The organism is Bradyrhizobium sp. cf659, from assembly GCF_900113725.1.
Classification (GTDB): domain Bacteria; phylum Pseudomonadota; class Alphaproteobacteria; order Rhizobiales; family Xanthobacteraceae; genus Bradyrhizobium.
In genome coordinates this window covers 1,011,166-1,035,345 of the sequence record NZ_FOQJ01000003.1, presented here as the reverse complement: position 1 = coordinate 1,035,345, position 24,180 = coordinate 1,011,166, and the positions used below count along the sequence as shown (strand labels likewise).

Sequence of the window (24,180 nt, the reverse complement as noted above, 5' to 3'; positions counted from 1 at the left end):
TTCAACCGGCTTTCGCGCCGATAGCGAGCGGTACCTTGATCTCGGCAACGTAGGGCTTGACCATCTTGGCGGGATCCACGATGCGGTCGAACTCCGGCTCGGTCACGAAGCCGAGCTTCAGCGCAGCCGACTTCAGCGTGAGATCGTTGTCCATCGCGTAATGCGCGATCCGCGATGCCTTGTCGTAGCCGATCACCGGCGCCAGGGCGGTCACGAGCATCAGCGACCGCTCGACATACTCCTTGATCTTCTTGCGGTTCGGCTCGGTACCCTCGACCAGGAAGGTGCGGAAATTCGTGCAGCCGTCGGTGAGGATGGTGACCGATTGCGCGATGTTGTGGATGATCAGCGGCTTGTAGACGTTCATCTCCAGGTAGCCGCCGGCGCCGCCGAACCCGACGGCGACATCGTTCGCCATCACCTGTACGGCGATCATCGTCAGCGCTTCGACCTGCGTCGGGTTGACTTTGCCCGGCATGATCGCAGATACCCGCGAAGCCATTCTGAAAGCACTTCCGTGCCAGGCCATCAACGGACATGGCTTGCGGCGCAGCACCATTTTCAGATTGCCATCCCGCCGGAAACCTCGATGCGCTGAGCATTGATCCAGCGATTGTCATCTGACAGTAGAGAAGCAATCATCGGGCCGATGTCGTCGGGCACTCCCGCCCGACCGAGCGCCGTCATGTCAGCGATTTGCTTTTTCAGTTCGGCATTGTCGCGGACCATGCCACCACTGAAGTCGGTTTGAATCGCTCCTGGAGCCACCGCGTTGACTGTTATCCGCCGAGATCCGAACTCCTTTGCTTGGTACCTCGTGAGCACCTCGATTGCAGCTTTCAATGCGCCGTACGGGCCACTACCGGGGATCACGATCCTAGCGAGGCCGCTGGACACATTAACAATACGACCTCCGTCATTCATCAATGGAAGCAACTTTTGGGTCAGAAAAAAAAGGACCCTTGAAATTCACCCGATAAACCGCATCGAGTTCAGCCTCGGTTGTTTGCTCAAGACTGTTGTGGTGGGAAATTCCGGCGTTGTTGACAAGATAATCGAAACGGGTCTCCCCGAAATCCGACAGCGACACTCTAAGTTTGGCAACAAAAGCGTCGAACGTGCTTATTTGTCCGACATCCAGCTGCACCGGAATAGCCCTTCGTCCGAGCCCCTCGACATCTCCCGCTACTGCGTCGGCATCGACCAAGGCCGAGTTATAGGTAAAGATCGTATCGACGCCTTGCCGGGCAAGACTAAGCACGGTGTTTCGTCCGAGGCCGCGGCTCCCGCCGGTCACCACGGCAATCTTCTTCACTCGTTCCATTGCATGCTCCCAATCGTCCTGCACATACGGAGAATACAGTGGGCGCATTTCAAGGAACTTGCGCGCTATGATTCGCAAGGATTTGCAAAGTGCGCGTCGCCCGCATTTCTTCGCAAGCTCACATCAATTGATCGCGGCATCCATAATGAGCTGTGCGTCCGCGAGCTCCACAGAGCCTGACTTTTCGGTATGCTCATCGAGAATGGGTTGAAGGAGCGCTCGCGCCTCCTCGCCTCGGCCCCGCCCCTTAAGCAGCCGCGCCAAGGGGACCGCCGCCTTTAACTTCCACCCCACTGCAGCAAGATCCTGTGCATGATCAATTGATTTCCGAAGACTAAACGTCGCCGCCTCGTAGTCGGAGTTTGGGTTCGTCAAGACGATTTCCGCCTGGGTGCGCAGCAAATTCGGCATCCAAAACTTTTGCCCCATTCGCTCGGCCGAAGAAATCGTGGAACGAATAACCGTGCGTGCCTCGTCGTGTCTGCCGCTTCTTGATAGTCCGTCAGCGAGAGCCCGGGACACAGCCGGTATGGTCATGAGAAACTGCTCGCGGTAGAGGCTTTTGAGTGCTTGTCGCAGCGCCAAGACTGCAGCTGCGGGCCGGCCGGTCATGGAGAGCCATTCGCCCTTTAGCGCCAGTGCGGCGGCCGCAAGACCGCGCAGAGAATGCTTCTCAGCCTGTGTGATTGCGCGCTCGATGTGTTCGGCCGCGTCCTGGGCGTTCCCGCTCCAGAGCAACACAGGGGCGGCGTGAACCACCGCCATGCAATAATTGCCTGGAGGCGGTAGCCGAGCGGCTTCATCCATCGCCTCCAGAGCCAGCCTGCAACCGCGCTGAGGAGAGCCAAGCAGCCAAAGGGATCGCGCCAGAGCGATCTCCGCACGCAGATGATGGTCATATCCGAACAAATTGATGTCTAGCCGGCCTATTGTCGCTTCAAGCTCGAAGCCGCGCTCACAATATAGAACCGCCGTAGCTTGATCGCCAGCTAGGTGATGGGCCGCCGCAAGCATCCATTCGGCGATGATCCGGTTGCTCAGTGAGCCGCTTCGCTCCGCGATATCCCTGCATTTCGTTGCGGCGGCCAACCCCCCCTCGAAGTCGCCGTGTCTTGTGAGGAAGAGATTGAGGCCGGCCAAAAGACGGAGCTGCGGCAATGCTTGCTCATAAGCTTCATAAAGCTCTAACCCACGCTGTATAGCATTTCGGACGACTGGCGTGTTGCCTGAGGTGTGCATTGAGGAGACTGCATATGCTTCCTGCAGCCGCGCTTCTCGATGCGGTAGCTCGCCAGATTCTTTGATTGCGCTTAATGCCAATCCCGACCAATGCCGACACTCCACCAGCAGCCATAAGCCGAGAAATAGAGGTGCGGCATCAGCCGCAAGCTCGACCCCGGTCGCTCTGTTCTCCTTTGCGGAAAAGCTCCACTTCAGCGCTTTTCGTACATTTCCGATGTGGGGTGCATAACGTCCAATGTCTGCGTACGCGCCGTGCTCGAGCGCAGTCGCGTTGAAAAACGATGAGAAAAAGACTGCGTGACGTTGTGCAATCTGGTCAAACTCCTTGATCTCCTCCAACTTTGCGGCTGCATAGACGCGTGTTGTATCAGGCAGACGATAGAATACTGTTTCGCCGACCGGATGCACCCAGACGAGGGACTTGTCGACGAGTCTCGCTATCGTCGTGGCGACCGTGGCACTCCTGCTCTCCCCGTCTCCAGCAATCGAACACGCCGCCTCCATCGTGAAGAGACCAACTAACATCGAGAGGCGGGAGAGAATCTTCTGTTCGTTCTCGGAAAGTAGTTTGAAGCTCCAGTCGAGCATCGCCTGGAGTGTACGATGTCGTGGAGCGACATTACGCTGGCCGTCCAATGACAGCTCCATCTCGTTGGCCAGCAGGTTCGCCACACCTTGAATTCCATGGGCTCCAACGCGGCTGGCAACCAGCTGAATCGCGAGCGCAATTCCGTCAGTGCGGCGGCAGATCTCCGAAACAACCGGCGCATCAGCATCGTCCAGCACTCTCTCGAATCCACCGAGTGAGGCCCTATCCATGAACAATTGCACTGCCGGAGCCGCCATGGCGTCCTCGGCACTAGGAACGTCAGCGACGGGACAGGCTAGCGAGCTTAACAAGTGCACGGTCTCGCCTTCGACGCGGAGCGACTCCCGCGACGTAACAAGCAGATGGATGCCTTGTGAATGCTGAAAGAGTCGGCTGGCTAAAACTGACGTTACATCGAGCAGATGTTCGCAACTGTCCAGCACGATCAGCAAACGCTTGCCGGCAATGAAGCTCAGCAGTTCCGCAGCCGGATCGGTCCCTGCAAGCGCGCAGCCGACCGCCGAAATAATGGCTCCAGGAACCAAGCCTGGTTCAGAAACGGCGCCCAAATCGACAAAAGCGACGTTATCATCACCAAATTCGGTCAGAAGTCGAGAGACAATGGCGGCCGCGACGGCCGTCTTGCCAATGCCGCCAGCCCCAACAATGCTGACAAACCGCCGTTGCATGAGCAGAGTGCTGAGACTTTCGATGGTTTCGTCACGGCCAACAAACAGCCTCGGACGTGATGGGAATTGACGTCCAGGCTGCGGCACCGAAATTAGGCTGGATGATAGGCGCGTATCGGTGCCGTTACGCTCGATCGGAGCAACAAAACTATATCCACGCCCCGAGATATTAACAATGTAGCGAGCACCGTCCTGGCCATCGCCTAAAGTCCGCCGGAGGGAAGCCATGTGTACCCTCAAGCTGGCTTCGTCAACTACAATGCCCTTCCACACAGACGCGAGCAGATCGCGTTTAGTGATAATTTCACCCGCTCGATCGGTCAAAGCGATAAGTATCTCTAGGCTCCGCGAACCTATCCGAACCCGGTCGCGATCCTTCAGGAGCAGTCGGCGCCGGCGGTCCAGCTGGAAGCGGCCAAAAGATATTACCGCGTCGGAACTCTCGAAAGCGGGTGCGCCGCCTCACATAATCGGCCTCTGCTCGGATTTGATGCAGAATGAAACTCGTTAGCCTACCATAGCTGGTTGCCCTGCTCGTACCTAGATGGCGTCTCTCCTAGGCGACTTCCCTGCATGCGGCAGCGGGTCGCACTACATTCCTTTGCAACTTCTTACGTTCGATAACGCACGTCATGAACCGCGCCGAGGTAACTTGCGGTGTCGACGAGTTCAACCCGAACGCTTGGAAGAGGAATGGACAATGCGGGATGGTACGCACTCGGGCCGCACTTGGCGCTGCATTGAACCTGATACGGGGGCGCAGAAGCAGGCTGCCCACTCGTTCCACCGCGAGCGAAAGTGGTGTCATCCGGAGAAGCATGCCGTTTGCGCCAGTGATAACATTCTAATTTCCCGCTGGCTGGATCTTCGGACTACGCCCCGCTCTGAGGAGGCGATCACACCACCTGATCGATACCTCATCGGCGTAGCCCTGAAGCCGACGCGACTAGCATTAGTCAGAGGACGTCGAACAATCTTTGACGGCATCATGCCCGTTGGCTCGCTCTATATCGGCACTCCATCGAGCCGTCTCAGCGCACAGCTCAATGCGCCGTGCGATTTTCTTCACCTCTATGTTCGATCGACCGAGTTTCGTATTTGGCGGTCTTCGGCGCAACTCTCTCTGACAGATGATCTAAATGATCTCGTTCTGCTACGCGATCGTTTTGCTGAACAAATTGCAAAGATATTGATCGAGCATAAGGGTATCGCTGATGAGACGTTCACCTGTTGTATCGGACAAACCTTGGCGATGCATCTTGCCCGTCAAGAGATCCCACGGGTTAGCGTCGGCGCTTTACCGAAGTGGCGGCTAAGGCGAGTAGAGGACTATATCAAGGATCACTTTAACCACCCTATTACTCTATTCGAGCTTGCCGCGGTCGCGGGCTTATCGCGCATGCATTTTGCAGCGCAGTTTCGTGCAGCGACGGGATACCGGCCACGCGAATATTTGGCCCGTGAGCGAATCGAGTACGCAAAGTCGCTGCTATCGGGCAGTGAAATGCCATTGGCCGAAATCGCGCTCGCTGCGGGTTTTTGTACGCAGGCGCATTTTTCAACAGTATTCAAACGCATCACTGAGAAGACGCCAGCGGGTTGGCGCCGCTCTAGCCTCGATTGAATTTCCCGCGAATTAGGATCCGATGTCCGGACCAGCCGCGTACACCTTCGGACCGAAGCCAAGCCCTAAGGGCGCGGGCGCTCTCCGATGAGGGTATTCCTACTCGTCGTCAACGGCGGCGGATGAAAAATCTGACGGATGCATCCGTCGTGCTCTCACCGGACAAAGCAAGTTTCGGCGCGATAAGAAGACAAGAGAACGGCCCCCCCGACGAAACGGCAAGGCCACTCTCATTTCAACCGCATCGCAGCGCGCAACATGGCTTAGGCGCACGTATGGAATCGAAAACGTGGCGCGAGACGTGGTGCGAAGAAATTGCCAGAATGAGGAGGGTCGTAAGTCATTGATTTCACTGGTAGCGGCGGACCGCCACCGCCTTTCCCCACACGACGCAGATCTGCGCTATTTCCTCCGATCATCCGCCTAAGTTCAGAACCTTGTCTAACGGTAGGTTCAAATCGGGGATAGGATTTGAACCTATGACCTTCAGGTTATGAGCCTGACGATTGCCGAAATGACTATTCAACACGCTGGCCCGCGCGCCAGCCCATTTCCCAGAAGTCGGCCTCGAGCCGGGTGGCTTCCTTGAATACCGCGATCAGCTCTACCTCGCGGGCTGGCGTGGAGTAGCGATCGGCGAGACGCTCCAGGTGCGCCCGCGCTTTCGCCGCGACCTCCTGGTATGGCATGCCGGCATACTCGGCGATCCAAACGCGATATGGGTTCGTCGCAGCATCCGCGTCGGGTCGCGAGGCGAGCCGCGTTGCGATCTCCGCGTAGCCGATCACGCAGGGGGGCAAGCGCAACCTTGAGTGCCAGCAGATCACCGCGCATTCCCGCGTCGAGCACATAGCGTGTATAAGCCAGCATCTCGACCGCCGGAGGGGTTTGTTCGAGGTCTCTCGGGGACAGCCCCCAACCGGCGCAGAGCTTCACATGGAGGTTCATCTCGACGTCGAGGATCGCCGCGAGGCCGGCCGCCCCTTCATGCATGTCGGCAAGCTTGGGCGACTTGTAGACCGAAAGCGCGTAGGCGCGAGCAAACTCGATGAGGAACAGGTAGTCCTGAGCGAGGTAGTGACGAAACGCCGCTTCGGGGAGCGAGCCATCAGCCAACCGGTCCGTGAAGGGATGCTCGGTGTAAGCCCGCCACTCGAGAGATGCTTCTGTCTTTAGACGCTGGAAGAAACTCACGATCTTTTCTCCTGGCCTGTTTTCCCAAGAACGTCTTTGGCTGGCTTCCGAGAGCGCGTTGCAAGCCCCGGGTGGACGTTGACCTTGACAGGCCGCCGCGATCAGCCGGCACGATGACACAGAATTCGCTGGTCGTCGGGACCGTTCGGATTGACTTGCGTTCTCACTTCATTACCAACAGCAGGCACAAGCTCTGAGTCTAAGTTTCGATTGCGAACGAACCGCACCCGTTCCGCACCAGAATCAACCCGCACGAAGCGAAATGAGCGCAGCCGGTTTCCTGCAAAAGCGCAGGAAAATCAACGACGGCGGCGATTATCCTGCCGCTCATAACGGTCTGGTTGCAGGTTCGAGTCCTGCCGGGCCCACCAGCCTTCGCTCGCGAAGCGAGTAAAGGCTGCCGCACCGAAGCCAACGGCGAAGGCGGGCCGCTCAGCCCGCTGAGCTACGGCTCGGCAAGCCATGCCCCAACCAAAATATCGAAAAACAACCCCATGCAAAGTAGCCGGCAGTCGCCGGCAGGGACGCGTTGCCCTGCGAAAACATCATGAGCCAAAATGACTGAAGTCAATGGCCGGGAGATCGGATCAACCTCCCCAGCGGAGCGCTGCGGTGTGCACCGGCGCATCCCATAACTCCTTTGCCTGATCGTCGAGCACGGATACCGTGACCGAGGCGCCGGCCATGTCGAGTGATGTTACGTAGGACCCGGTCAGGAAACGTGTCACTTTGAGGCCCGCACCGTCCAGAATTCGCCTCGCACTGTTGACCATCAGATAGAGTTCGATCAGCGGCGTTGCGCCGAACCCGTTGACGAGCAGCAGCACTTCACTGCCCGGCTTCGGCGCAAGATCCCTGAGGATTGCCTCGCCCAGCTCTGCCGCGATCGCATCGGCGGGAACGAGCGCGACCCTGCGCCGTCCGGGCTCGCCATGAATGCCGACGCCCATTTCCATTTCATTGTCGGCCAGCGTGAAATTCGGCCGTCCCGCCGCCGGCACGGTGCACGGCATGAGCGCCACGCCCATCGAGCGGGTGCGCTGGTTGACGTCGTCGCCGAGCGCCTTGAGGGCCGCCAACGGCATTCCGGTCTCGGCCGCCGCGCCGACCATCTTTTCCACGATCAGTGTCCCCGCGACACCGCGGCGACCGGTCGTGTAGGTCGACTTCTCGACCGCCACGTCGTCGTTCGTCACCACGCTCGCCACTTCCCGGCCGGCCATCTCGGCAGCCATGGTGAAGTTCATCACATCGCCTTCATAGTTCTTGACGATGAAGAGAACGCCTGCACCGGTGTCGACGGCCTCGGCGGCCTCGACCATCTGGTCCGGCGTCGGCGAGGTGAAGACCTGGCCGGGACAGGCGGCATCGAGCATACCGCGACCGACAAAGCCCGCATGCAGCGGCTCATGCCCCGAACCTCCACCTGAAATCAGTGCGACCTTGCCCGGCTTCAACGACCGACGGCGCACGAATTTTCGCTCGGCACCAAGAAGCAGGATATCCGCATGCGCGGCCGCAAAGCCGTCAAGACTTTCCTCGAGTACCGTCTCGGCGCCGTTGATCAGCTTTTTCATAAACGCCCTCCCGATGGTTCACTTGCGGTTCGAAAAAATCCGTCAGCCGACGCTCTCGGCGTAGCGCGCGAGCTGCGCCGCAAAATCGATGACGAGTTGTTCGAGCGCGCGGTTCTTCTTGTCGTCGCCGAGATCGGGCACCGTTACCGCGATGGTGCGCGTGCGCGCTTCGCGATGGGATGGGCGCAGCCGGCCGGGATGCGCGCGTCCGTAGGCTTCCAGGAAGGCCGCGCGCTCGGCGCCGGACACATGGCAGACTTCGAAGATGATCGGGACATGCTTCGCCGGAATCGGCACCAGATAAGCCGGATTGGTAATCTGGGTCACGAAGGAGCGGTTCTTGCCCAGCGCCGCCGCAAGCCTGAGCCTGGTCCCCGACGGCCGGTTGTCGAGCACCCGCCGCAGGATGGCCTTGTAGTCAGCAACATTGCTGTCGCCCGGCGCACGCGTGTCCTCGTCTGCTTCGTCCGTCATGAACCTACCTTTGCGATCGCGGTCTTGAGCCGCGCTACGGTCAACGGCGCCACCGAGAGGTTCCGCAAGCCGGTCGCAAGCAGCGCCGTCGTGAGGCGGGTGTCGGCCGCCGCGTCGCCACACAGCGAAACCTCGACACTGCGCTTGTGGGCAGCCTCCACGGTGCGGACGATCAGCGCCAGCACCGCCGGATTGCCTGCATCGTTGAGGTCGGCCACCGCGCCGATATCTCGCGCCGCGGCCATTGTGTACTGCGTCAGGTCGTTCGAGCCGATCGAATAGAACGCGGCGCCGAAATCCTCGGCGCAGAGCGCCGCCGCCGGAACCTCGATCATGATACCGAGTGGCGGGCGGGCACAGGCGACCCCTTTCGCCTTCAGTGCTGCGACCTCGGCGTCAAGCATGCCACCGGCGCGATCGAGTTCCGAGGGAACCGCGATCATCGGCAGCATTACTTTCAACACCCCGTGCACGGCCGCACGTGCCAGCGCCCGCAGTTGCACGCGGAACACCTCCGGCCGCGCCAGCGAGAGGCGGATGCCGCGAAGGCCGAGAAACGGATTGCTCTCGCCGTCAACTGTCAAGCCGGCGATCGGCTTGTCGCCGCCGGCATCGAGGGTGCGGATCGTTACCGGCCTTCCCTGAGCCCACTCAAGAATGCGCCGGTAGGCTGCATATTGCGTGTCCTCGTCCGGCAGGCCGTGAGACGCCTCGAACAGGAATTCCGTGCGCACGAGACCGATGCCGTCACAAATCGCGGGATCGAGGCCCGCAAGGTCTTCAGGGGCAGCAATATTGAGCAGAACCGCGATCCGCCGGCCATCGGCCGTATAGGCAGGCGCAAGGCTCGCGGCCTCGGCGGCGGCCAGCGCAGCGTTCGCAGCCGCCATGCGCTGCTCGAACAGCCGACGCGTCTCCGGCTCGGGATCGAAGATCACGCTTCCTGCATCGCCATCGACCAGTGCCAACGCCGGCGGCTGCCCGTTCCACGACAACGGACCGAGCCCGACGACCATGGGCGCCCCGCGCGCCCGCGCCAACATTGCGACATGCGAGGAAGGCGAGCCTTCGGCCAGCGCGATGGCGCCGCCGTGCGACCAGTCGGCGGCAAGAAAAGCGGAAGGCGTGATGTCGTCAGCCGCCACGATCGAGCCACCGGCAATCCTGGCGATCGTGTCCACACCACTCAAATGCGCGAGCACGCGATCGCGGATGTCGACGATATCGGCGGCACGGGCCCGGAAATATTCATCTTCAGCAGCGCGATAGCCAGCTATCTCCACGTCGAGTGCCATGCGCCAGGCATGGTGGGCCGTGATCCCCTCCGAGATGACCTCATATGCCGCATGCGCCAGCGCATCATCTTCAAGCATGGCGACCTGGAATTCCAGAATGTCGGCCACCTCGCCCTGAATCGTCTTGATCTGCTCGGCGATCTCCGCCCTCGCGCCTTCGATTGCCGCCCGCAGTGCCGCCGCCTCCTGCGCGGGATCGTCGCTCGCCGTCCGCCTGGCCACAGCCGCAGTCAGCATGGTGACTGGTCCGATCGCGAGACCCGGCGAGGCAGCACGGCCGATGAGATGAATCTCCGCCATCGCGATCAGGCCTCGCCGAAACCGTCATGCACCAGCGCAAGTACAGCAGCAAGCGCTGCCTTGCCATCGGGGCCGGCGACGCGGAAATGCAGCGTCGCTCCCTGCGGTGCCTTCAAGCGCATCACCTTCACCGGACTCTTCGCATCGGTCCAGGGCCCGTCCGGCGCAAGCGCAAATTCGATCTTCGCTGCGAAGCGTTTCGCGCACTGCGTGAGCTTGACCGAAGGCCGCGCATGAAGACCGACGGCGTTGACGAGAACCGCCGAGGCCGTCAGCGGCGCGAAGGCGTTAGCCCCCCGGCTGGCGTTGACATCATGCATAGAATTCCTCCGCGCTACGCTTGACGGCAGCAAGCGACGATCCACCCGAGGATTCGGTCGCTGCGATCACAGCGCCTTCAACCACCGGCGCATTGCAGACAACGACGCGCGCACGCCGTTCTTCAACCAGCATCTCTACCGCCATCTCCGAATTCGTCTCCGCGCCACCGAGATCGACCAGGACCGCCACGCCGGCCGGCGACCAGGCCGCCTCGATTGCCTCCAGGATGCCGGCGACATTGGTGCCGAGCCCTCCATCGGTGTCGCCGCCGGTCCAGGCGAGCGGCACGGCATTGCCTACCATCTGGCGCACCATGTCCGCCGCGCCTTCCGCGATTTTGGAGGAATGCGAAACGATGACGATGCCGACATTGCCGGAACGTGAATTGCTCATGAAGTTGCCTCGAATTCCAGTGCAGCAATTGCTGCGCTGATCAAAAGGGACGCCGAGCGAGACCCCGGGTCCATATGGCCGATGGATCTTTCGCCGAGGAAGGATGCCCGGCCGCGGGTTGCAAGCATCGGTGTCGTGCGATCGGCGGCTTGCACCGCCTCGGTCGCAATCGCCCTGGCGTCACCGCCCCCTGCAAATACGGCCTGCACCGGCACCAGAACATCCAGCAAGGTTTTCTGCCCCGCCTCCGATCGCCCGCGCGCCTTGACAGCGTCGATCGCCTTGCCAGCCGCCGCGACGAGATCGGCGCGCGCCGGCTGCTCCGGAAGCGCCTTGCCAAGCTCCATGAAGAAGGTGCCGACCAGTGGTCCGGAAGCGCCGCCGACCTTCATGACCAGCGTCATTCCAATTGCCTTCAGCATCTCCGACAACGATTTGTCCGCCAAGCCGGGCAGTGTGGCGAGCACGGCCTCAAAACCGCGCTTCATGTTCAATCCGTGATCGCCGTCGCCGATTGCCTGATCCAGGCTGGTCAGTTCTTCGGCGTGTTCGATCATCGACGCTGCGAGCGCCCGCACCAGTCTTTCCCTGGCTGCCCGATCGAGACTCATGCCGCGACCCTCCCGCCATCCGCATCAAAGAACAGCGGCTTATTGAGGCGAAGCGAGACAATATCCCCGGCGCCAAGCCTGGCCTCAGGATCGGACAACGTCACGAGGGGGTGGCCGCCAAGGTCGAGATGGAGGTGGCTCTGGTCACCGAGATGCTCGATCCGCTTGACGGTCGCTTGTACGTCGCCGCCGCCGCGCGCGATCGTCAGGTGCTCGGTGCGCGCGCCGATGGTCATGGCCCCGCGTGGCGCGCCGGCAAACAGAGCCGCTGGCAGCAGATTGATTGCTGGTTGGCCAAGCCGCGCGGCGACATGAGCGTTGATCGGGTTCTCGTAGATCTCACGTGGGGTACCTATCTGCAACAGCCGCCCGGCCTCGATGACACCGATGCGCGAAGCCATGGTCATCGCTTCGGTCTGATCATGGGTGACATAGAGTATGGTCGCGCCGAGATCGGTCTGGATACGCTTCAGTTCAAGCCGCATTTCACCGCGCAGCTTGGCATCCAGCGATGAGAGCGGCTCGTCCATCAGATAGATCGCGGGCGAGCGCACCAGGGCCCGGCCGATCGCGACCCGCTGCATCTGTCCGCCCGACAACTGCGTTGCCTTGTTGTCCAGCTTGGTTTCGATGTGGAGAAGGCGCGCGACTTCCCGCACCTTGGCGCGGATCTCGGCCTCCGGTACGCGGCGGATCGGCGCGCGTAACGCAAAAGCCATGTTCTCGAACACGGTCAGATGCGGATACAACGAATATTGCTGAAAGACAAAAGCGACATCGCGATCGGCCGGCGCGTCGCCGCTCACGTCGCGTCCGCCGATTCGGATCGAACCACGGTCGGGCATCTCCAGTCCGGCGATCAGACGCAACGTCGTCGTCTTGCCGGCACCCGTTGGCCCGAGCAAGGCAACGAATTCGCCATCGCCGATGGTCAACGACAGATCGTTGACGGCCTGCGCCTTCTTGAAGGCTTTGGAGACTGCCCTGATCTCGACCTCAGCCATGCACGCCTCCCTCATGCAATACGGTGCGGATCGCCCGGCCCGACGCCTTGTCGAAGATCGACAGCGTATCGGGGCGGAAGTCGAGCCCGACATTCTCTCCGGTCCGGAACGACACGCTGGCGGGCGACCGGGCCTTGAGTGCGCCATAGCGCGTCGTCACGGTGACGATCTGCGTTGTGCCGAGATATTCGGCTCCATAGACCTCGCCCCGCACGGCGCCGCGATCGGCGAAACGCACGTGTTCGGGCCGAACCCCGAGAACGAGATCGCTTTCCGGCAGCCCCTCGCGCGCCGCGGGAATGGCAACTTCGCGCTCGCCGAGCCGGATCGCCTGCGCGCCGGCCTGCAGGCTGCCGCGAAACGGCAGGAAGTTCATCGGCGGCGAGCCGATGAAGTCTGCAACGAAGAGCGACGCCGGCCGGTCATAGATGTCGCGCGGGCTCGCGACCTGCTCGACGACGCCGTTGTTCATCACTGCGATCATATCGGCCATCGCCATGGCCTCGAGCTGGTCGTGCGTGACGTAGACCGTAGTCGCGCCGAGCCGGTCATGCAGCGCGCGCAATTCACGGATCATCGCCTCGCGCATTTCGGTATCAAGCGCTCCCAGCGGCTCGTCCATCAGGAAGCATTTTGGCTTGCGCACGATCGCCCGTCCGAGCGCGACGCGCTGACGATCGCCGCCGGCAAGACCCGACACCGGCCGGTCGAGAAGATGCGAAATGCGCAGGATGCGCGCGGCCTCCACCACCCGCCGGTCTGACTCGGCTGCGCCGATGCCCTCGCATTTCAGGGGGAAACCGATATTTCGCCGGACATTCATATGCGGATAGAGGGCGAAGAGCTGGAACACGAAAGCGATATCACGGGCTGAGGCGCGGTTCATCGTCACGTCCTCGTCGTCGAGCCGAATGGTGCCCGCTGTCGGCAGTTCAAGCCCCGCGATCATGCGCAGCGTCGTCGTCTTGCCACAGCCGGAAGGACCCAGCAGACAGAGGAACTCGCCGTCCTCCACAGTGAAGCTGGCAGCCTTGACGGCATGGAAGTCCCCGAAGGATTTGTCGAGCGCTTCGACCCTGATCTGTGCCATTACGCTCTACTCCCTGACCTTCGAGACAATGATGAACATCACTGTGCCGAACAGCGTGGTGGCAAACGACCAGGAATAGAGCGTCAGCGAAAACGGCTGCATCAGCATGACGACACCAGCGGCAATGATCGCCGTCGCGATGGCTTCCAGCGGGCCGCGTCGAAGAATTCTGTCCGCAAAGCTGCGGCCCGGCATCGAGGAATTTGCTTCGAGGCTCATTTGCGAACGGCTCCAAAGGTGATCCCCCGCAGCAGATGCTTGCGCAAGAGCACTGTGAATACGACGATCGGCACCAGGAACAGCGTCGTGCCGGCGGCGACCGCAGGCCAGTCCTGCCCGCCCTCGCCGATGATGATCGGGATGAAGGGTGGCGCCGTCTGCGCATTGCCGGAGGTCAAGAGCACCGCGAAGGCGTATTCGTTCCAGGCGAAGATCAGGCAGAAGATCGCGGTTGCCGCAATACCGGTTGTCGCCTGCGGCAGCACCACCTTCACGAAGGCCTGAAAACGGGTGTAGCCGTCGATCATGGCCGCTTCCTCGTACTCGCGCGGGATCTCGTCGATAAACCCCTTGAGGAGCCAGACCGCGAGCGAGACGTTGACCGAGGTGTAGAGAAGGATCATGCCGAGCCTTGTGTCCGACAGCCCGATGGTGCGGTACATCAGGTAGATCGGGATCGCGACCGCGATCGGCGGCATCATCCGCGTCGACAGGATGAAGAACAGCAAATCGTCCTTCAGCGGCACCCGGAATCGCGAGAAGCCGTAGGCCGCCAACGTCCCGAGGACGACAGCGAGCACGGTCGAACCGAACGCGATGATCAGCGAATTGACAAAACGCGGCACATAATTCGACGGACCGGCGACCACCATGTTGCGGCCGCGCGCAATTTCATCGCAAAGCCCCTGAGGCGGTCCAAGCGTGCGGATGAATTCCGGCGTCTGGCGCGAGCGCGTGGTGAAGAGATTGCAGAAACCTTCGAGCGACGGGGTGAAGACGACCTTGGGTGGATAGGAGATCGCATCGTCCGGTGACTTGAACGAGGTGAGAACGATCCAGACCAGCGGAATCATGGTGATCACGGCGTAGAGAACCACGAGTGAACCCGCGAGTCGCCGGGTGCCGGGCGATGGCTCGACGACGGAATGGGCTGTGTTGGCGATGCTCATCGGCTCTTCACCCGGTTCAGCGCCTTGACATAGATGTTGGCCAGGCCAAACACCGTCACGAACAGAATGATCGCAAAGGCCGAGGAATAGCCCGTCCGCCAGCTCTCGAAGGCCGCCCGCTTGAGCGTGATCGAGGCAACCTCGGTGGTCGACCCCGGCCCGCCACCAGTGAGCAGGTTGACCATGTCGAACATCTTGAAGTTCTCGATGCCGCGGAACAGCACGGCGAGCATGATGAATGGCAACGCCATCGGCAGCGTGATCGACCAGAATTGCCGCCATTTTGATGCGCGGTCGACCTCCGCCGCCTCATAGATGTAGTCTGGAATCGATCGCAGGCCGGCAAGGCAGATCAGCATCACATAAGGCGTCCACATCCAGGCGTCGACGATGACGATCGCCCAGGGACTGAGCGTCACGTCGCCCAGCATCTGGAACGACGATGCGGAGCGGCCTGTGAGGAAGGCGACCACATAGTTGAACAGTCCGATTTGCGGCTGGTAGAGGAACGTCCAGAAATTACCGACCACGGCCGGCGAAAGCATCATCGGCAGCAGGATGATGGTGGTCCACATGCCGTGGCCACGGAATTTCTTGTCGATCAGGAAGGCAAGACCGAACCCAACCACGGTCTCGATGACGACGGTCCAGATCACGAAATGGGCCGTCACCTGCATCGCCGCCCAGACGTCCGGATCGGTCAGTATGGTCTGGTACCAATCGATCCCCAGCCATTTCACCGGGGCATTGGCCCGGTTGGCGCGATAGTTGGTGAACGACAGATAGATCGTCCAGACCAGCGGGAAGATATTGATCGCCAGCAGCAGCACGATCGTCGGGGTGATGAAGAGCCATGCGAGCGCCTTGTCGGACAGGCCCCGGATACGGCGCACCACGGCCGGCTGTACGGGCACGGCGCCGTAGGTAATCCGCGATGAGGCACTCAAATCATTCATGGCGTCGGGTGGTCCTGATGCGCCGCGATTGTCGGCTTCGGAAGCGAGTCCTGGTATTGCCGAAAGAATGGCCTGGAGCGCGAACGAACCGCGCTCCAGGCCGCTATCCTAGAACTTCTTGCCCTCTTCCTTGAAGATGGCTTTCCAGTCTTTCACCAGGCCGTCGAGCGCTTCCTGCGCCGTCCCCTTGTCGGCGACCACGTAGTCATGCACGCGCTTCTGCTCGGCTTGCAGGAGCTGGGCGTAGGAGGGCTCGGCCCAGAAGTCGACCACCATGCCCATCGACTTCAGGAACTCCTTGGCGAAGGGGGCGCTGTCCGGGAAGCTCGGGTCGTTCAGCACGGATTTGGCGCAGGAATAGCCGCCCAGCGCCCACCACTTCTTCTGCACATCGCCGCCGGAGAACCATTTGATGTATTGCAGCGCTTCGCCCTGGTTCTTGGAATAGGAAACCACGGAGATTCCCTGACCGCCGAGCTGGGTTGCCTGGATAGTGGCGGCCGGGTTGGAGAAGAAGCCGATCTTGTCGCCGCCGACATTCGGATCCTTGTAGAGACCCGGGAAGAAGGCGAAGAAGTTCATTTGCAACGCCACCTGGCCGGACTTGAACGCATCAAGACCTTCCGACATGTAGGAATTGGAAGCACCGGGGGGCGTGCAGCACTTGTAGAGTTCCTTGTAGGCTTCGAGCCCCTTGACGGCACCCGCCGAGTTGACAAAGCCATCCATTGCATACGGCTTGTTGGGGTCCTGATATTTGAAGCCATAGTCGTAGAGATAGTTCGAAACGCCCATGGTGATGCCTTCCGAACCGCGCTCGGTATAGATCGATGCACCATAGACCTTCTTGCCGTCGATCTCGCGCCCCTGGAAGAACTGTGCGATGTCGCGCAGCTCATCGAGCGTCTTCGGCACAGCGAGATCGCGGCCATATTTGGCCTTGAAATCTTTCTGTACGTCGGGGCGCGCAAACCAATCCTTGCGATAGGTCCAGCCCACCGCATCGCCCATGGCCGGCAGCGCCCAATAGTTCGGCGTGTTCTTCGGCCACTGCGAATAACCGACCACGGTGGCCGGCATGTAGTCGTCCATGCTGATCCCTTCCTTCTTGAAGAAATCGTTCAGCTTGACGTACTGGCCGTTCTCCGCGGCGCCGCCGATCCACTGTGAATCGCCGATGATGAGATCGCACAGCGACCCCCGTGAATTGAGTTCGTTCAGAAAGCGATCGGCATAATTGGTCCAGGGCACGAATTCGAACTTCATGCCGATCCCGGTCTTGGCGGTAAAATCCTTCGACAGTTCGACCAGCGCGTTGGCCGGGTCCCATGCGGCCCAACAAAGCGTGATGGTCTTGCCCTGCGCTTGAGCGGGCGTGGTGGCCGCTCCGACGCCGAGCGCAGCGGCAAAGGCGCCGCATGCAGCAAAAAGCACCTTCATACGATGGTTCATGCGCATCTCCCTCCGTTAAGCCGGCCATCGACATAGCGCGGCGTTCCTGCCCGCTCGAATGCTTCGAGCAGTGCGACACAGTCCGTGACGGTGTGATTCACTAAACTAGCGTTTCCTCGCGCTTTCCCGGATTCTTAAGGACCGGCGAAGCTCGATTTGTTTAGTGAAACACCATTTACTAAACATTGCAAGCGAGTTGTCGCCGCCAGGCGCTATGTGGGCTTGAAATGAGCCGGATCCCAAGCCAGCGTCCCTTATCGTGGTTTCCCTGCAAGCTTGTGGCAGCCGGACAAAACTCACAAAGCGATTAGCTCAGACGCTATAAGCGGCGGTATCAATTCGCGCGGCCCGCTGGCGCTCCAATCTCAAGGCAATTTCATTTTGCCGCGCCAGTTCAAAATCCGCTGCGGTCACCTGCCGACATTCCGGATTGCTCGCGACAACTTGGCAGCTTGGCGGCGCGAGGCGATCGCGCATCGTCCGAATGGCCAACCGGGCATCCGCACCAGTTTCGCACCAGAAGCGACCTCATCAAAACGCAACGAACGCGATCGAACGCTGGCGAAGCCGCTGTAAAATCAACGAAGCCGACCGATATCCTCCCGCTCATAACGGTCTGGTTGCAGGTTCGAGTCCTGCCGGGCCCACCACGCTTCGCCCTTCGTCGGACTACGCGTGGCGCAGCCACGCCGAGCCTAAATCCGGCTCAAGAAAAAAGTCTCCAATTTGCCCTTGCCCTTCACGTCAATGCTGCCGCGTGGCTCCAGCGCGAAGCGACCGACGAGGTGGCGGGCGATATCCCGGGACACATGGATTCGATTGGGCAGAGAGTAGGCCTCGAGCCGGCTGGCGACATTTACGGTATCGCCCCACACGTCGTAGATGAAGCGGTGTACGCCGATGATGCCGGCAACCACGGGGCCCGAATGTATGCCGATCCGGATTTGCAACGGCCAGCCGAAATGGCTGTTGACGCGTCCCAGTCGATCGATCATGCCAAGTGCCATTTTCGCGATCGCTGCGATCGCATCGGGGTTCGGATCGGGCAAAGCGGCGACGGCCATGTAGGCGTCGCCGATGGTCTTGATCTTCTCGACACCGAGCTCACGGGCAAGCGCGTCGAATTCCGAGAACAACCGGTTCAAGTACTCGACCATCGCTGCAGGCGTGACCCGTGACGAATGCTCGGTGAAGCCCACCAGATCGGCGAACAGAACGCTCACACCCTCGAAGCGGTCGGCAATCATGGCTTCGCCGTGGTTCAGACGGCCAATCACCTGTCTTGGCAGGATTGTCAGCAGCAGCCGCTCAAACTTTGCGGTCTCCTCCTCGATGCGGCGAAGATACTTCTGCTCGCGGTCGCGCCAGCGCTTCTTGTGCAAGCAAGCATTGATCCGCGCGCGCAGCAGGATCGGATCAAACGGCTTCGGCAGATAGTCCTCGGCCCCGGCCTCGATGCAGCGGACGGCGCTCTCGGTCTCCGCCAAGGCCGTGATCATGATCACCGGAATGCGGCGCAGCCGCTCATCCGCCTTCATGCGCACCAGCACATCAAGCCCGTTGATATCGGGCATCATCAAATCGAGCAGGACGAGGTCGAACTCATCGTTGGCGAGCGCCTGCAGCGCCTGCTGGCCGCCGGCCACCGAAGAGACGCGATGGCCGTCGCGGGTCAGTCGGCGCGACAGGAGGTCGCGATTGGCCTCGATATCGTCCACGACGAGAATAGAACCGGTTTCGGTGGCAGCATACTGCCGGACCGGCCCGAGGCTGCGCATCAGGTCGCTAACCATGACCGCGCCGGTCTGATCGGGAGCCAAGCTCGTCTCCTCGACATCAACCGAGAATCGCACGATGCGATCGAGGCGCAGCAACAGGTCGGTGGCCGCAGCCAGCAGGCGATCGAAATCCGCCCGCAGGGAGTCGCTTGAGAAACTGGCTGCATCCTCGCGCAGCATCTCACCATAGCCCTTGATCGCGTTGAGCGGCGTGCGCAGCTCGTGACGAAGATCCTGTTCTTGCGTGGCGGCCGCTGAGCCGGGCGGGCTCTTGGCGCGATCGCCGTCCATCAGCCGGTCGACCTTGCCGGCGAGATCCCGGGCTGCGCCGAGGATACGGTTCATATCGGGGAGGATGTCCGAACGCCCGTTCCGGGACGCCTCTTCGTGCAGGATCTCTGCGTAGCCGAGCAAGGCGTTGACCGGGGACTGCAGTTCCTGGCGAAGATGGGCAAGCTGAATGCGCCAAGCGCGCGCGCTGTCGGTGTCAATGATACTCATGGCCGATCCGCGCGCGCGCGCCGGGCGTGCAGGGGTACCAGCTCGTCAAGCGCCGCCAGCACGGCCTTGCCGCTGTATTCGCCCTTGTGCACCAAATGCTGTACCTGGCCGTTGAGGCGCGAGCGATCCTCAACGGTCAGCGTCTTTGCGGTGACGACGATGACCGGGATGCTCCGCCAGCGGGACTCGGCTCGCACCCGTGCGATGAACTCGAACCCGTCCATCTCCGGCATCATCAGATCGAGCAGAATTGCATCGGGTGAAGCCTCATTCAAACGCTCAAGACCAATCCGACCATTCTCTGCTTGCGTCACCATGCAATCGATCTGCCGCAAGGCGCGCCCCATCAGCTCGCTGGCCGACGCGTCATCCTCGACTATCAGCACGTGTCGCGGCGCGCCCCTTGGGCAGCACTTATCCACCGCGCTGACCAGTCTGTCGCGATCAATCGGCTTGACCAGGTAATCGGCGGCACCGAGCGAGAAGCCAATGCCCTGGTTGTCGACGATCGTGACCATGATCACAGGAATTTCCGCGAGTATCGCATCTTCTTTCATGGCGCTGAGCACGGCCCAGCCATCCATCTGCGGCATCAGGGCGTCGAGCGTGACGACATCGGGGTGCAGCGTGCGGGCGAGTTGCATCGCCTCCTCGCCATTGGCAGCCACGCGAACGGCGTAACCGCCGCGCTGCAGGTGTCGGCGCAGCAGCTCACGCGCATTGGGATCATCGTCGACCACGAGAACGATCGGCGCATGCTCGGGCTCGGCAGCCTGCGGACCCTCGGAACGCTTTTCTGCCGCCGAGACTGTAGTGTCCGATGCAGCGCGTGTTACCGCCGGCAGACGAACTACAAACGCCGTCCCCTTGCCGGCTTCGCTCGTCAGCGTCACGTCGCCACCCATCAGCCGGCAGAAGCTCTTGGTGATGGCGAGGCCCAGCCCCGTACCACCATAGACGCGGGTCGTCGAGTCGTCCGCCTGAGTAAAGGCCTCGAACACCTTGGCCTGCTGATCTGGCGTCATGCCGATGCCGGTATCGCGCACCTGGAACTCGATCCATTCGCCAGCCGCATTCGTGTCACGCAGCGCGGTCAGCGTTATCGTCCCGTTCCGCGTGAACTTGCAGGCATTGCTGAGAAGGTTGAACAGGGTCTGCCGCACCTTGGTCAGATCGCTGTGGATCGTGCCGATCTCGTCAGCACAGTTCGCCACCAGAGCGTTGCCGGTCTTCTTGGCCAGCGGGGTGACGGTCGCCGCGACGCTATCGATCATGGGGCGGAGCTCGAAGGTCTCGAGATAGAGCGTCATCTTGCCAGCCTCGATCTTGGAAAGATCGAGGATGTTGTCGATCAGGCCGAGCAGATGCTTGCCGGCATCCTGAATCTTGCGCAGGTCCGCCATCTCCGATTCGCGGCCGGCGCTCTGGGCGTCCTCGAACAGGATCTCACTGTAACCGATGATCGCGTTCAAGGGTGTGCGCAGTTCATGACTCATGTTGGCTACGAAGTCCGACTTCGCGCGTGTCGCCTGCTCGCTCGCCCAGATCGCCTTGTGCAGCTCGCCTTCCATGCGCTTGCGGTCGCTGATGTCGGCGAGGCCGTTGATCATCGCCGGGCGCCCTTCGAACTCGACGCGCTGAGAAGCTATGAGCGCCCAGAACTCCTCGCCTCCAACCCGCTTGAGCAGCATCTCCATGCCCTCCACATGGCCGTGCTCGGTGAGCGCGCCGATGAAGCGCTCGCGATGTTGCGGGTCTGCGTAGAGGGTTTTCGCTTGCAGGCCCAGGGCAGACGAACCTTCGAGCTCGAACATCTCGCTGAAGCGCCGATTGGCATACCGGATGATCCCGTCATCAAAGGTTACGATCGCCACCGCCATAGGCGCGGCCTCGGCGATGACGCGCAGCCGCTGTTCGCTCTCTTGGATCGCCTGCTCCGCCTTCTTCACGTCGGTGATGTCGGTGTAGGTCGCCACGGTGCCGCCGTCGTCGGTTTTGCGCTCGTTGATCTGGATCCAGCGCCCGTCGGAGCGGCGTTGCACATGCGTGCCCTTGGGATCGCGATGCTGAGCGAGGCGTTGCTCGATCCAGGCTTCGACGCGCCCCTCCGCGTCGCGGATCTCGCCGCTCGCGGTCGCGTTGCGGAGGATTGTCTCGAACGATACGCCCTGATTCACGACATTGATGCTGGCGGTGCCGTGCATGTCCCGGTACCGCCGGTTGTATATAACCAGCTTGTCGTCGGCATCGTAGAGCGAGAAACCCTCGGAGATGCTCTCGATCGCGTCGACCAACCGGCGCTGCGCCTCTGTTGCCTTGTCGCGTGCCTCCGACAGCTCCTTCGAGCTCAGCTCTTGCGAGCGCTCGACCATCGCCCGATCGCTATCGAAATCGGTGTATGCGGAATCGACGGCCGCCACGAAAGACTGCAACGCAGCCGGTACTTCGCCCTCCACACCGAGGTGCTTTCTGAGCTGGCGTCGTAGCAGCCTGTGCATCTGTGCCCTGTGACCGTTCAGTCCTCGGCGAAAGTTGTAATTGTCATGGTTTGATTGTGCAGGCGGCAGTCGCCGCCATGCGTGAAGGGGCAAAGCTCGCCGTACGAGTAGAACCCGGAAATCTTCGCATCCGCCCCGAAGACATTTCGAATTGCTTCGATTTCTTCCTCGGTGCGCTGCTTCATCACGAGCTTACGACCGACGCAGCTCACTAGAATTGCAAGGTCCGGTCGCCTGCCGCCGAGCCCGCTGAGACTGGCGTTGGCGGCAGCGGTCGCGCCGTCGACCAGATCGTCGACATTGGTCTTCATCAACTGCGCCGTTCCGCCCTGTGGGATGTCGCCCGCGAACGTCATTGACTTTTTCTGCTCGTCCACAGACAGGACGGTTCGGACGACACCCTGGCCGCCCTTTGCCTCGGTAACCAGGATGGGAAAAAGCAAGGCAGAGCTTGGCAACTGGTCGGCGTGGGGGCCCAGGTACGATTTATAGAGATCGAGCGCCGAACGCTCATCCAGCTCATAGAGGATGTTGCCTTCGGCCCGTGTGATGGTGCGCAGGGGCCCAAATGCCTGCCAGCCGCCCATCGATCCGTAGCCAATGCGCAAATCGTCGCCATACAGACCGACCGCCGCCACGCGCTGAGGGCCAGCGCCACCGTCGGCAATGACCCAAGTCTCGGCGAAGTTGGTTCCATCTCCGGAAAGGCCGCCAGTGATCGACACGCCTTCCGAGACGCCGCTCGCGAGACCGCGCGCCAGGTCGGAGCCGTTGACGTGCAAGCCGTCCGAAAGCACGAACACGTGGCGCAACGAGGCGTCGTTCAACTGCTGCGCGAGCTCCTTGCCGACGTTGTAGCTTGCCTTTGCGTCACCAATCGTAGCGGAGGCGAACCGCAGTCGCGTATGTTCGAAGTCGACAAGGGTGGCACTCACAGAGTCGTCGACGACCACGTCGCCGAGAATCTCGCCGGAAGTCGAGCAACCAAGCATGGCGGCCCCTTTGAAGTGGTCGCGCAACTCGCCCACGAGGCTGCCTGCCTGCACCAACGACCTAGCACCGAAAACAAACACGACACTCTGACGTCCGACTTCGCCAGTTGGCAAATTCGGCCGCCACCCGTCACTTTTGGACCACTTGTACTGCGCTGTTTTCATGAGTCGTCTCCATCACAAAGACAAACTCTCCGCCCCGATCGGGCCTCTGCCCCGGTCAGGACGTCCGCCTGAGCAGGGTAGCTGATCGCCGGTGCCGGCGATGAAATTCGCAGGACTGCACCCACCGCCTGGCCAGAGTCCATCCCATCTGGAGCGCGGCGAGCGGCCATTTTGCGTGTTCTTACGCCGGCCGCAATATGGCGACGACAACCTCCTGAAGCCGTGTAGCTAGCTTGTCATCTGTCCGGAATTTCTAGCTCCTCCATTGTCCCGTAGCTGCGAGCAGCGTCTCGATCTTGCCCAACAGCCTCTGCAGCTCGATCGGTTTTGTGTCGTAGTCGTCACAGCCGGCCTTGAGGGCCTTGTCCCGGTCGGTCGCCATGGCGTGCGCCGTGAGCGCGATGATAGGGATCTTGCGCAGTTCGGGCGTCGCCTTGATCTGGCGCGTCGCCTCCCAACCGTCGATCACCGGTAGGCTCATGTCCATCAAAATGAGATCTGGCCTGTCGCTCGTCGCGATCGCGACGCCGCGCGCTCCGTCCTCGGCAATGATGACCTCGTACCCACCGCGCACGAGGCGTCGCGAGAGCATATCGCGGTTCATCTCGTTGTCTTCGACCAGCAGGATCTTGGGCATCGCACCGCCTCGAGCCGGACTGTGAGCACCGCTTGCCGAGACTTCCAAATAGACGCCTGAAGAACAATTTAGCACCCAAGCCTACCTGTCGCATCACAAAAAATGGCGAGCAGTGGCGCCGACATTGAATTGAGGCGGGACGCGTGATCTGGGGCTGCGCCGACAGGTAGCTAACCACCTCTGCCACAAGGACGGCCGTGAGCCGGCGTTGCAGATGGTTGATGCGGGGTCGTTTTCCCTTGTCCGCAAGGCGAGGTCGACAGCGCTCCGTACCGCGACGCAGCTCTTGCTGCTCGCTTACGGAG

Annotated in this window: 19 protein-coding genes and 3 pseudogenes; 2 read left to right on the top strand and 20 right to left on the bottom strand. The window is 61.2% G+C overall.

The genetic code is table 11. The annotated features are described in order from the left end of the window. Position 1: 1 nt before the first annotated feature. The 3 genes and pseudogenes from BM118_RS18955 to BM118_RS18945 all read right to left on the bottom strand — a co-directional run. A pseudogene (locus BM118_RS18955) lies at positions 2-487 on the bottom strand (lyase family protein); the annotation flags it as partial. A gap of 74 nt (positions 488-561) precedes the next feature. Beyond that, positions 562-1,324, bottom strand: a pseudogene (locus BM118_RS18950) (SDR family NAD(P)-dependent oxidoreductase). A gap of 123 nt (positions 1,325-1,447) precedes the next feature. Next, positions 1,448-4,201 (bottom strand): winged helix-turn-helix domain-containing protein, encoded by a 2,754-nt coding sequence (locus BM118_RS18945; RefSeq protein WP_283806370.1) that lies wholly within the window; start codon positions 4,199-4,201, stop codon positions 1,448-1,450. Between the two features lie 343 nt (positions 4,202-4,544). Between BM118_RS18945 and BM118_RS18940 the strand changes: the two genes are divergently transcribed. Further along, positions 4,545-5,468, top strand: a complete 924-nt coding sequence (locus tag BM118_RS18940; RefSeq protein WP_092186981.1) for an AraC family transcriptional regulator — start codon at positions 4,545-4,547, stop codon at positions 5,466-5,468. 518 nt (positions 5,469-5,986) lie between these two features. Here the strand turns inward: BM118_RS18940 and tenA are convergent. The 13 genes and pseudogenes from tenA to BM118_RS18875 all read right to left on the bottom strand — a co-directional run bounded on the left by tenA (position 5,987) and on the right by BM118_RS18875 (position 17,292). Beyond that, a pseudogene (tenA, locus tag BM118_RS18935) lies at positions 5,987-6,662 on the bottom strand (thiaminase II). Between the two features lie 587 nt (positions 6,663-7,249). Next, entirely contained in the window at positions 7,250-8,239 is a 990-nt protein-coding gene (dhaK, locus tag BM118_RS18930) for a dihydroxyacetone kinase subunit DhaK (RefSeq protein ID WP_092186980.1), read from the bottom strand. A 42-nt stretch (positions 8,240-8,281) separates the two neighbouring features. Continuing rightward, positions 8,282-8,713 carry a hypothetical protein gene (locus BM118_RS18925; protein ID WP_092186979.1) on the bottom strand — a complete coding sequence of 144 codons (432 nt, stop codon included), beginning with the start codon at positions 8,711-8,713 and terminating at the stop codon, positions 8,282-8,284. After that, positions 8,710-10,308, bottom strand: a complete 1,599-nt coding sequence (gene ptsP, locus BM118_RS18920) for a phosphoenolpyruvate--protein phosphotransferase (protein ID WP_092186978.1) — start codon at positions 10,306-10,308, stop codon at positions 8,710-8,712. The genes BM118_RS18925 and ptsP overlap by 4 nt, the downstream gene beginning before the upstream one ends. A 5-nt stretch (positions 10,309-10,313) precedes the next feature. After that, entirely contained in the window at positions 10,314-10,628 is a 315-nt protein-coding gene (locus BM118_RS18915; protein ID WP_092186977.1) for an HPr family phosphocarrier protein, read from the bottom strand. Then, complete coding sequence (gene dhaM / locus BM118_RS18910) at positions 10,621-11,022, bottom strand: dihydroxyacetone kinase phosphoryl donor subunit DhaM (protein WP_092186976.1); 402 nt, start codon at positions 11,020-11,022, stop codon at positions 10,621-10,623. The genes BM118_RS18915 and dhaM overlap by 8 nt, the downstream gene beginning before the upstream one ends. Beyond that, complete coding sequence (gene dhaL / locus BM118_RS18905) at positions 11,019-11,633, bottom strand: dihydroxyacetone kinase subunit DhaL (protein ID WP_092186975.1); 615 nt, start codon at positions 11,631-11,633, stop codon at positions 11,019-11,021. The genes dhaM and dhaL overlap by 4 nt, the downstream gene beginning before the upstream one ends. Continuing rightward, complete coding sequence (locus BM118_RS18900) at positions 11,630-12,637, bottom strand: ABC transporter ATP-binding protein (RefSeq protein WP_092186974.1); 1,008 nt, start codon at positions 12,635-12,637, stop codon at positions 11,630-11,632. The genes dhaL and BM118_RS18900 overlap by 4 nt, the downstream gene beginning before the upstream one ends. Beyond that, a complete protein-coding gene (locus BM118_RS18895) occupies positions 12,630-13,727 on the bottom strand; it encodes an ABC transporter ATP-binding protein (protein ID WP_092186973.1) in 1,098 nt (365 codons plus the stop codon). The genes BM118_RS18900 and BM118_RS18895 overlap by 8 nt, the downstream gene beginning before the upstream one ends. A gap of 6 nt (positions 13,728-13,733) precedes the next feature. Beyond that, the gene (locus tag BM118_RS18890) at positions 13,734-13,946 is read right to left on the bottom strand and encodes a hypothetical protein (RefSeq protein ID WP_092186972.1); all 213 of its coding nucleotides are present in this window, start codon (positions 13,944-13,946) and stop codon (positions 13,734-13,736) included. Beyond that, a complete protein-coding gene (locus tag BM118_RS18885) occupies positions 13,943-14,896 on the bottom strand; it encodes a carbohydrate ABC transporter permease (RefSeq protein ID WP_092186971.1) in 954 nt (317 codons plus the stop codon). The genes BM118_RS18890 and BM118_RS18885 overlap by 4 nt, the downstream gene beginning before the upstream one ends. Further along, positions 14,893-15,852 (bottom strand): carbohydrate ABC transporter permease, encoded by a 960-nt coding sequence (locus tag BM118_RS18880; RefSeq protein ID WP_092186970.1) that lies wholly within the window; start codon positions 15,850-15,852, stop codon positions 14,893-14,895. Before BM118_RS18880 ends, BM118_RS18885 begins: the two co-directional genes overlap by 4 nt. A 108-nt stretch (positions 15,853-15,960) precedes the next feature. Then, a complete protein-coding gene (locus tag BM118_RS18875) occupies positions 15,961-17,292 on the bottom strand; it encodes an ABC transporter substrate-binding protein (protein ID WP_092186969.1) in 1,332 nt (443 codons plus the stop codon). Between the two features lie 288 nt (positions 17,293-17,580). Here BM118_RS18875 and BM118_RS18870 point away from each other — a divergent pair, with 288 nt between their 5' ends. Continuing rightward, positions 17,581-17,880 (top strand): hypothetical protein, encoded by a 300-nt coding sequence (locus BM118_RS18870; protein WP_143099489.1) that lies wholly within the window; start codon positions 17,581-17,583, stop codon positions 17,878-17,880. 119 nt (positions 17,881-17,999) lie between these two features. On the opposite strand, the gene BM118_RS18865 is transcribed toward BM118_RS18870, so the two are convergent. From BM118_RS18865 to BM118_RS18850, 4 genes are all read right to left on the bottom strand, one after another. After that, the gene (locus BM118_RS18865; protein ID WP_092186967.1) at positions 18,000-19,583 is read right to left on the bottom strand and encodes an adenylate/guanylate cyclase domain-containing protein; all 1,584 of its coding nucleotides are present in this window, start codon (positions 19,581-19,583) and stop codon (positions 18,000-18,002) included. After that, a complete protein-coding gene (locus tag BM118_RS18860) occupies positions 19,580-22,003 on the bottom strand; it encodes a response regulator (protein WP_177234427.1) in 2,424 nt (807 codons plus the stop codon). The genes BM118_RS18865 and BM118_RS18860 overlap by 4 nt, the downstream gene beginning before the upstream one ends. Positions 22,004-22,098: 95 nt before the next feature. Beyond that, the gene (locus BM118_RS18855; RefSeq protein WP_027549463.1) at positions 22,099-23,238 is read right to left on the bottom strand and encodes an FIST signal transduction protein; all 1,140 of its coding nucleotides are present in this window, start codon (positions 23,236-23,238) and stop codon (positions 22,099-22,101) included. Positions 23,239-23,491: 253 nt separating this feature from the next. Continuing rightward, complete coding sequence (locus BM118_RS18850; protein ID WP_011085073.1) at positions 23,492-23,875, bottom strand: response regulator; 384 nt, start codon at positions 23,873-23,875, stop codon at positions 23,492-23,494. Positions 23,876-24,180: the final 305 nt, after the last annotated feature.

What these genes read in the sequence shown, in the direction of transcription:
- BM118_RS18940 (WP_092186981.1), top strand. Translation starts at nt 4,545, where the DNA reads ATGCGGGATGGTACGCACTCGGGCCGCACTTGGCGCTGCATTGAACCT.
- dhaK (WP_092186980.1), bottom strand. Translation starts at nt 8,239, where the DNA reads ATGAAAAAGCTGATCAACGGCGCCGAGACGGTACTCGAGGAAAGTCTT.
- BM118_RS18925 (WP_092186979.1), bottom strand. Translation starts at nt 8,713, where the DNA reads ATGACGGACGAAGCAGACGAGGACACGCGTGCGCCGGGCGACAGCAAT.
- ptsP (WP_092186978.1), bottom strand. Translation starts at nt 10,308, where the DNA reads ATGGCGGAGATTCATCTCATCGGCCGTGCTGCCTCGCCGGGTCTCGCG.
- BM118_RS18915 (WP_092186977.1), bottom strand. Translation starts at nt 10,628, where the DNA reads ATGCATGATGTCAACGCCAGCCGGGGGGCTAACGCCTTCGCGCCGCTG.
- dhaM (WP_092186976.1), bottom strand. Translation starts at nt 11,022, where the DNA reads ATGAGCAATTCACGTTCCGGCAATGTCGGCATCGTCATCGTTTCGCAT.
- dhaL (WP_092186975.1), bottom strand. Translation starts at nt 11,633, where the DNA reads ATGAGTCTCGATCGGGCAGCCAGGGAAAGACTGGTGCGGGCGCTCGCA.
- BM118_RS18900 (WP_092186974.1), bottom strand. Translation starts at nt 12,637, where the DNA reads ATGGCTGAGGTCGAGATCAGGGCAGTCTCCAAAGCCTTCAAGAAGGCG.
- BM118_RS18895 (WP_092186973.1), bottom strand. Translation starts at nt 13,727, where the DNA reads ATGGCACAGATCAGGGTCGAAGCGCTCGACAAATCCTTCGGGGACTTC.
- BM118_RS18890 (WP_092186972.1), bottom strand. Translation starts at nt 13,946, where the DNA reads ATGAGCCTCGAAGCAAATTCCTCGATGCCGGGCCGCAGCTTTGCGGAC.
- BM118_RS18885 (WP_092186971.1), bottom strand. Translation starts at nt 14,896, where the DNA reads ATGAGCATCGCCAACACAGCCCATTCCGTCGTCGAGCCATCGCCCGGC.
- BM118_RS18880 (WP_092186970.1), bottom strand. Translation starts at nt 15,852, where the DNA reads ATGAATGATTTGAGTGCCTCATCGCGGATTACCTACGGCGCCGTGCCC.
- BM118_RS18875 (WP_092186969.1), bottom strand. Translation starts at nt 17,292, where the DNA reads ATGAAGGTGCTTTTTGCTGCATGCGGCGCCTTTGCCGCTGCGCTCGGC.
- BM118_RS18865 (WP_092186967.1), bottom strand. Translation starts at nt 19,583, where the DNA reads ATGAGTATCATTGACACCGACAGCGCGCGCGCTTGGCGCATTCAGCTT.
- BM118_RS18855 (WP_027549463.1), bottom strand. Translation starts at nt 23,238, where the DNA reads ATGAAAACAGCGCAGTACAAGTGGTCCAAAAGTGACGGGTGGCGGCCG.
- BM118_RS18850 (WP_011085073.1), bottom strand. Translation starts at nt 23,875, where the DNA reads ATGCCCAAGATCCTGCTGGTCGAAGACAACGAGATGAACCGCGATATG.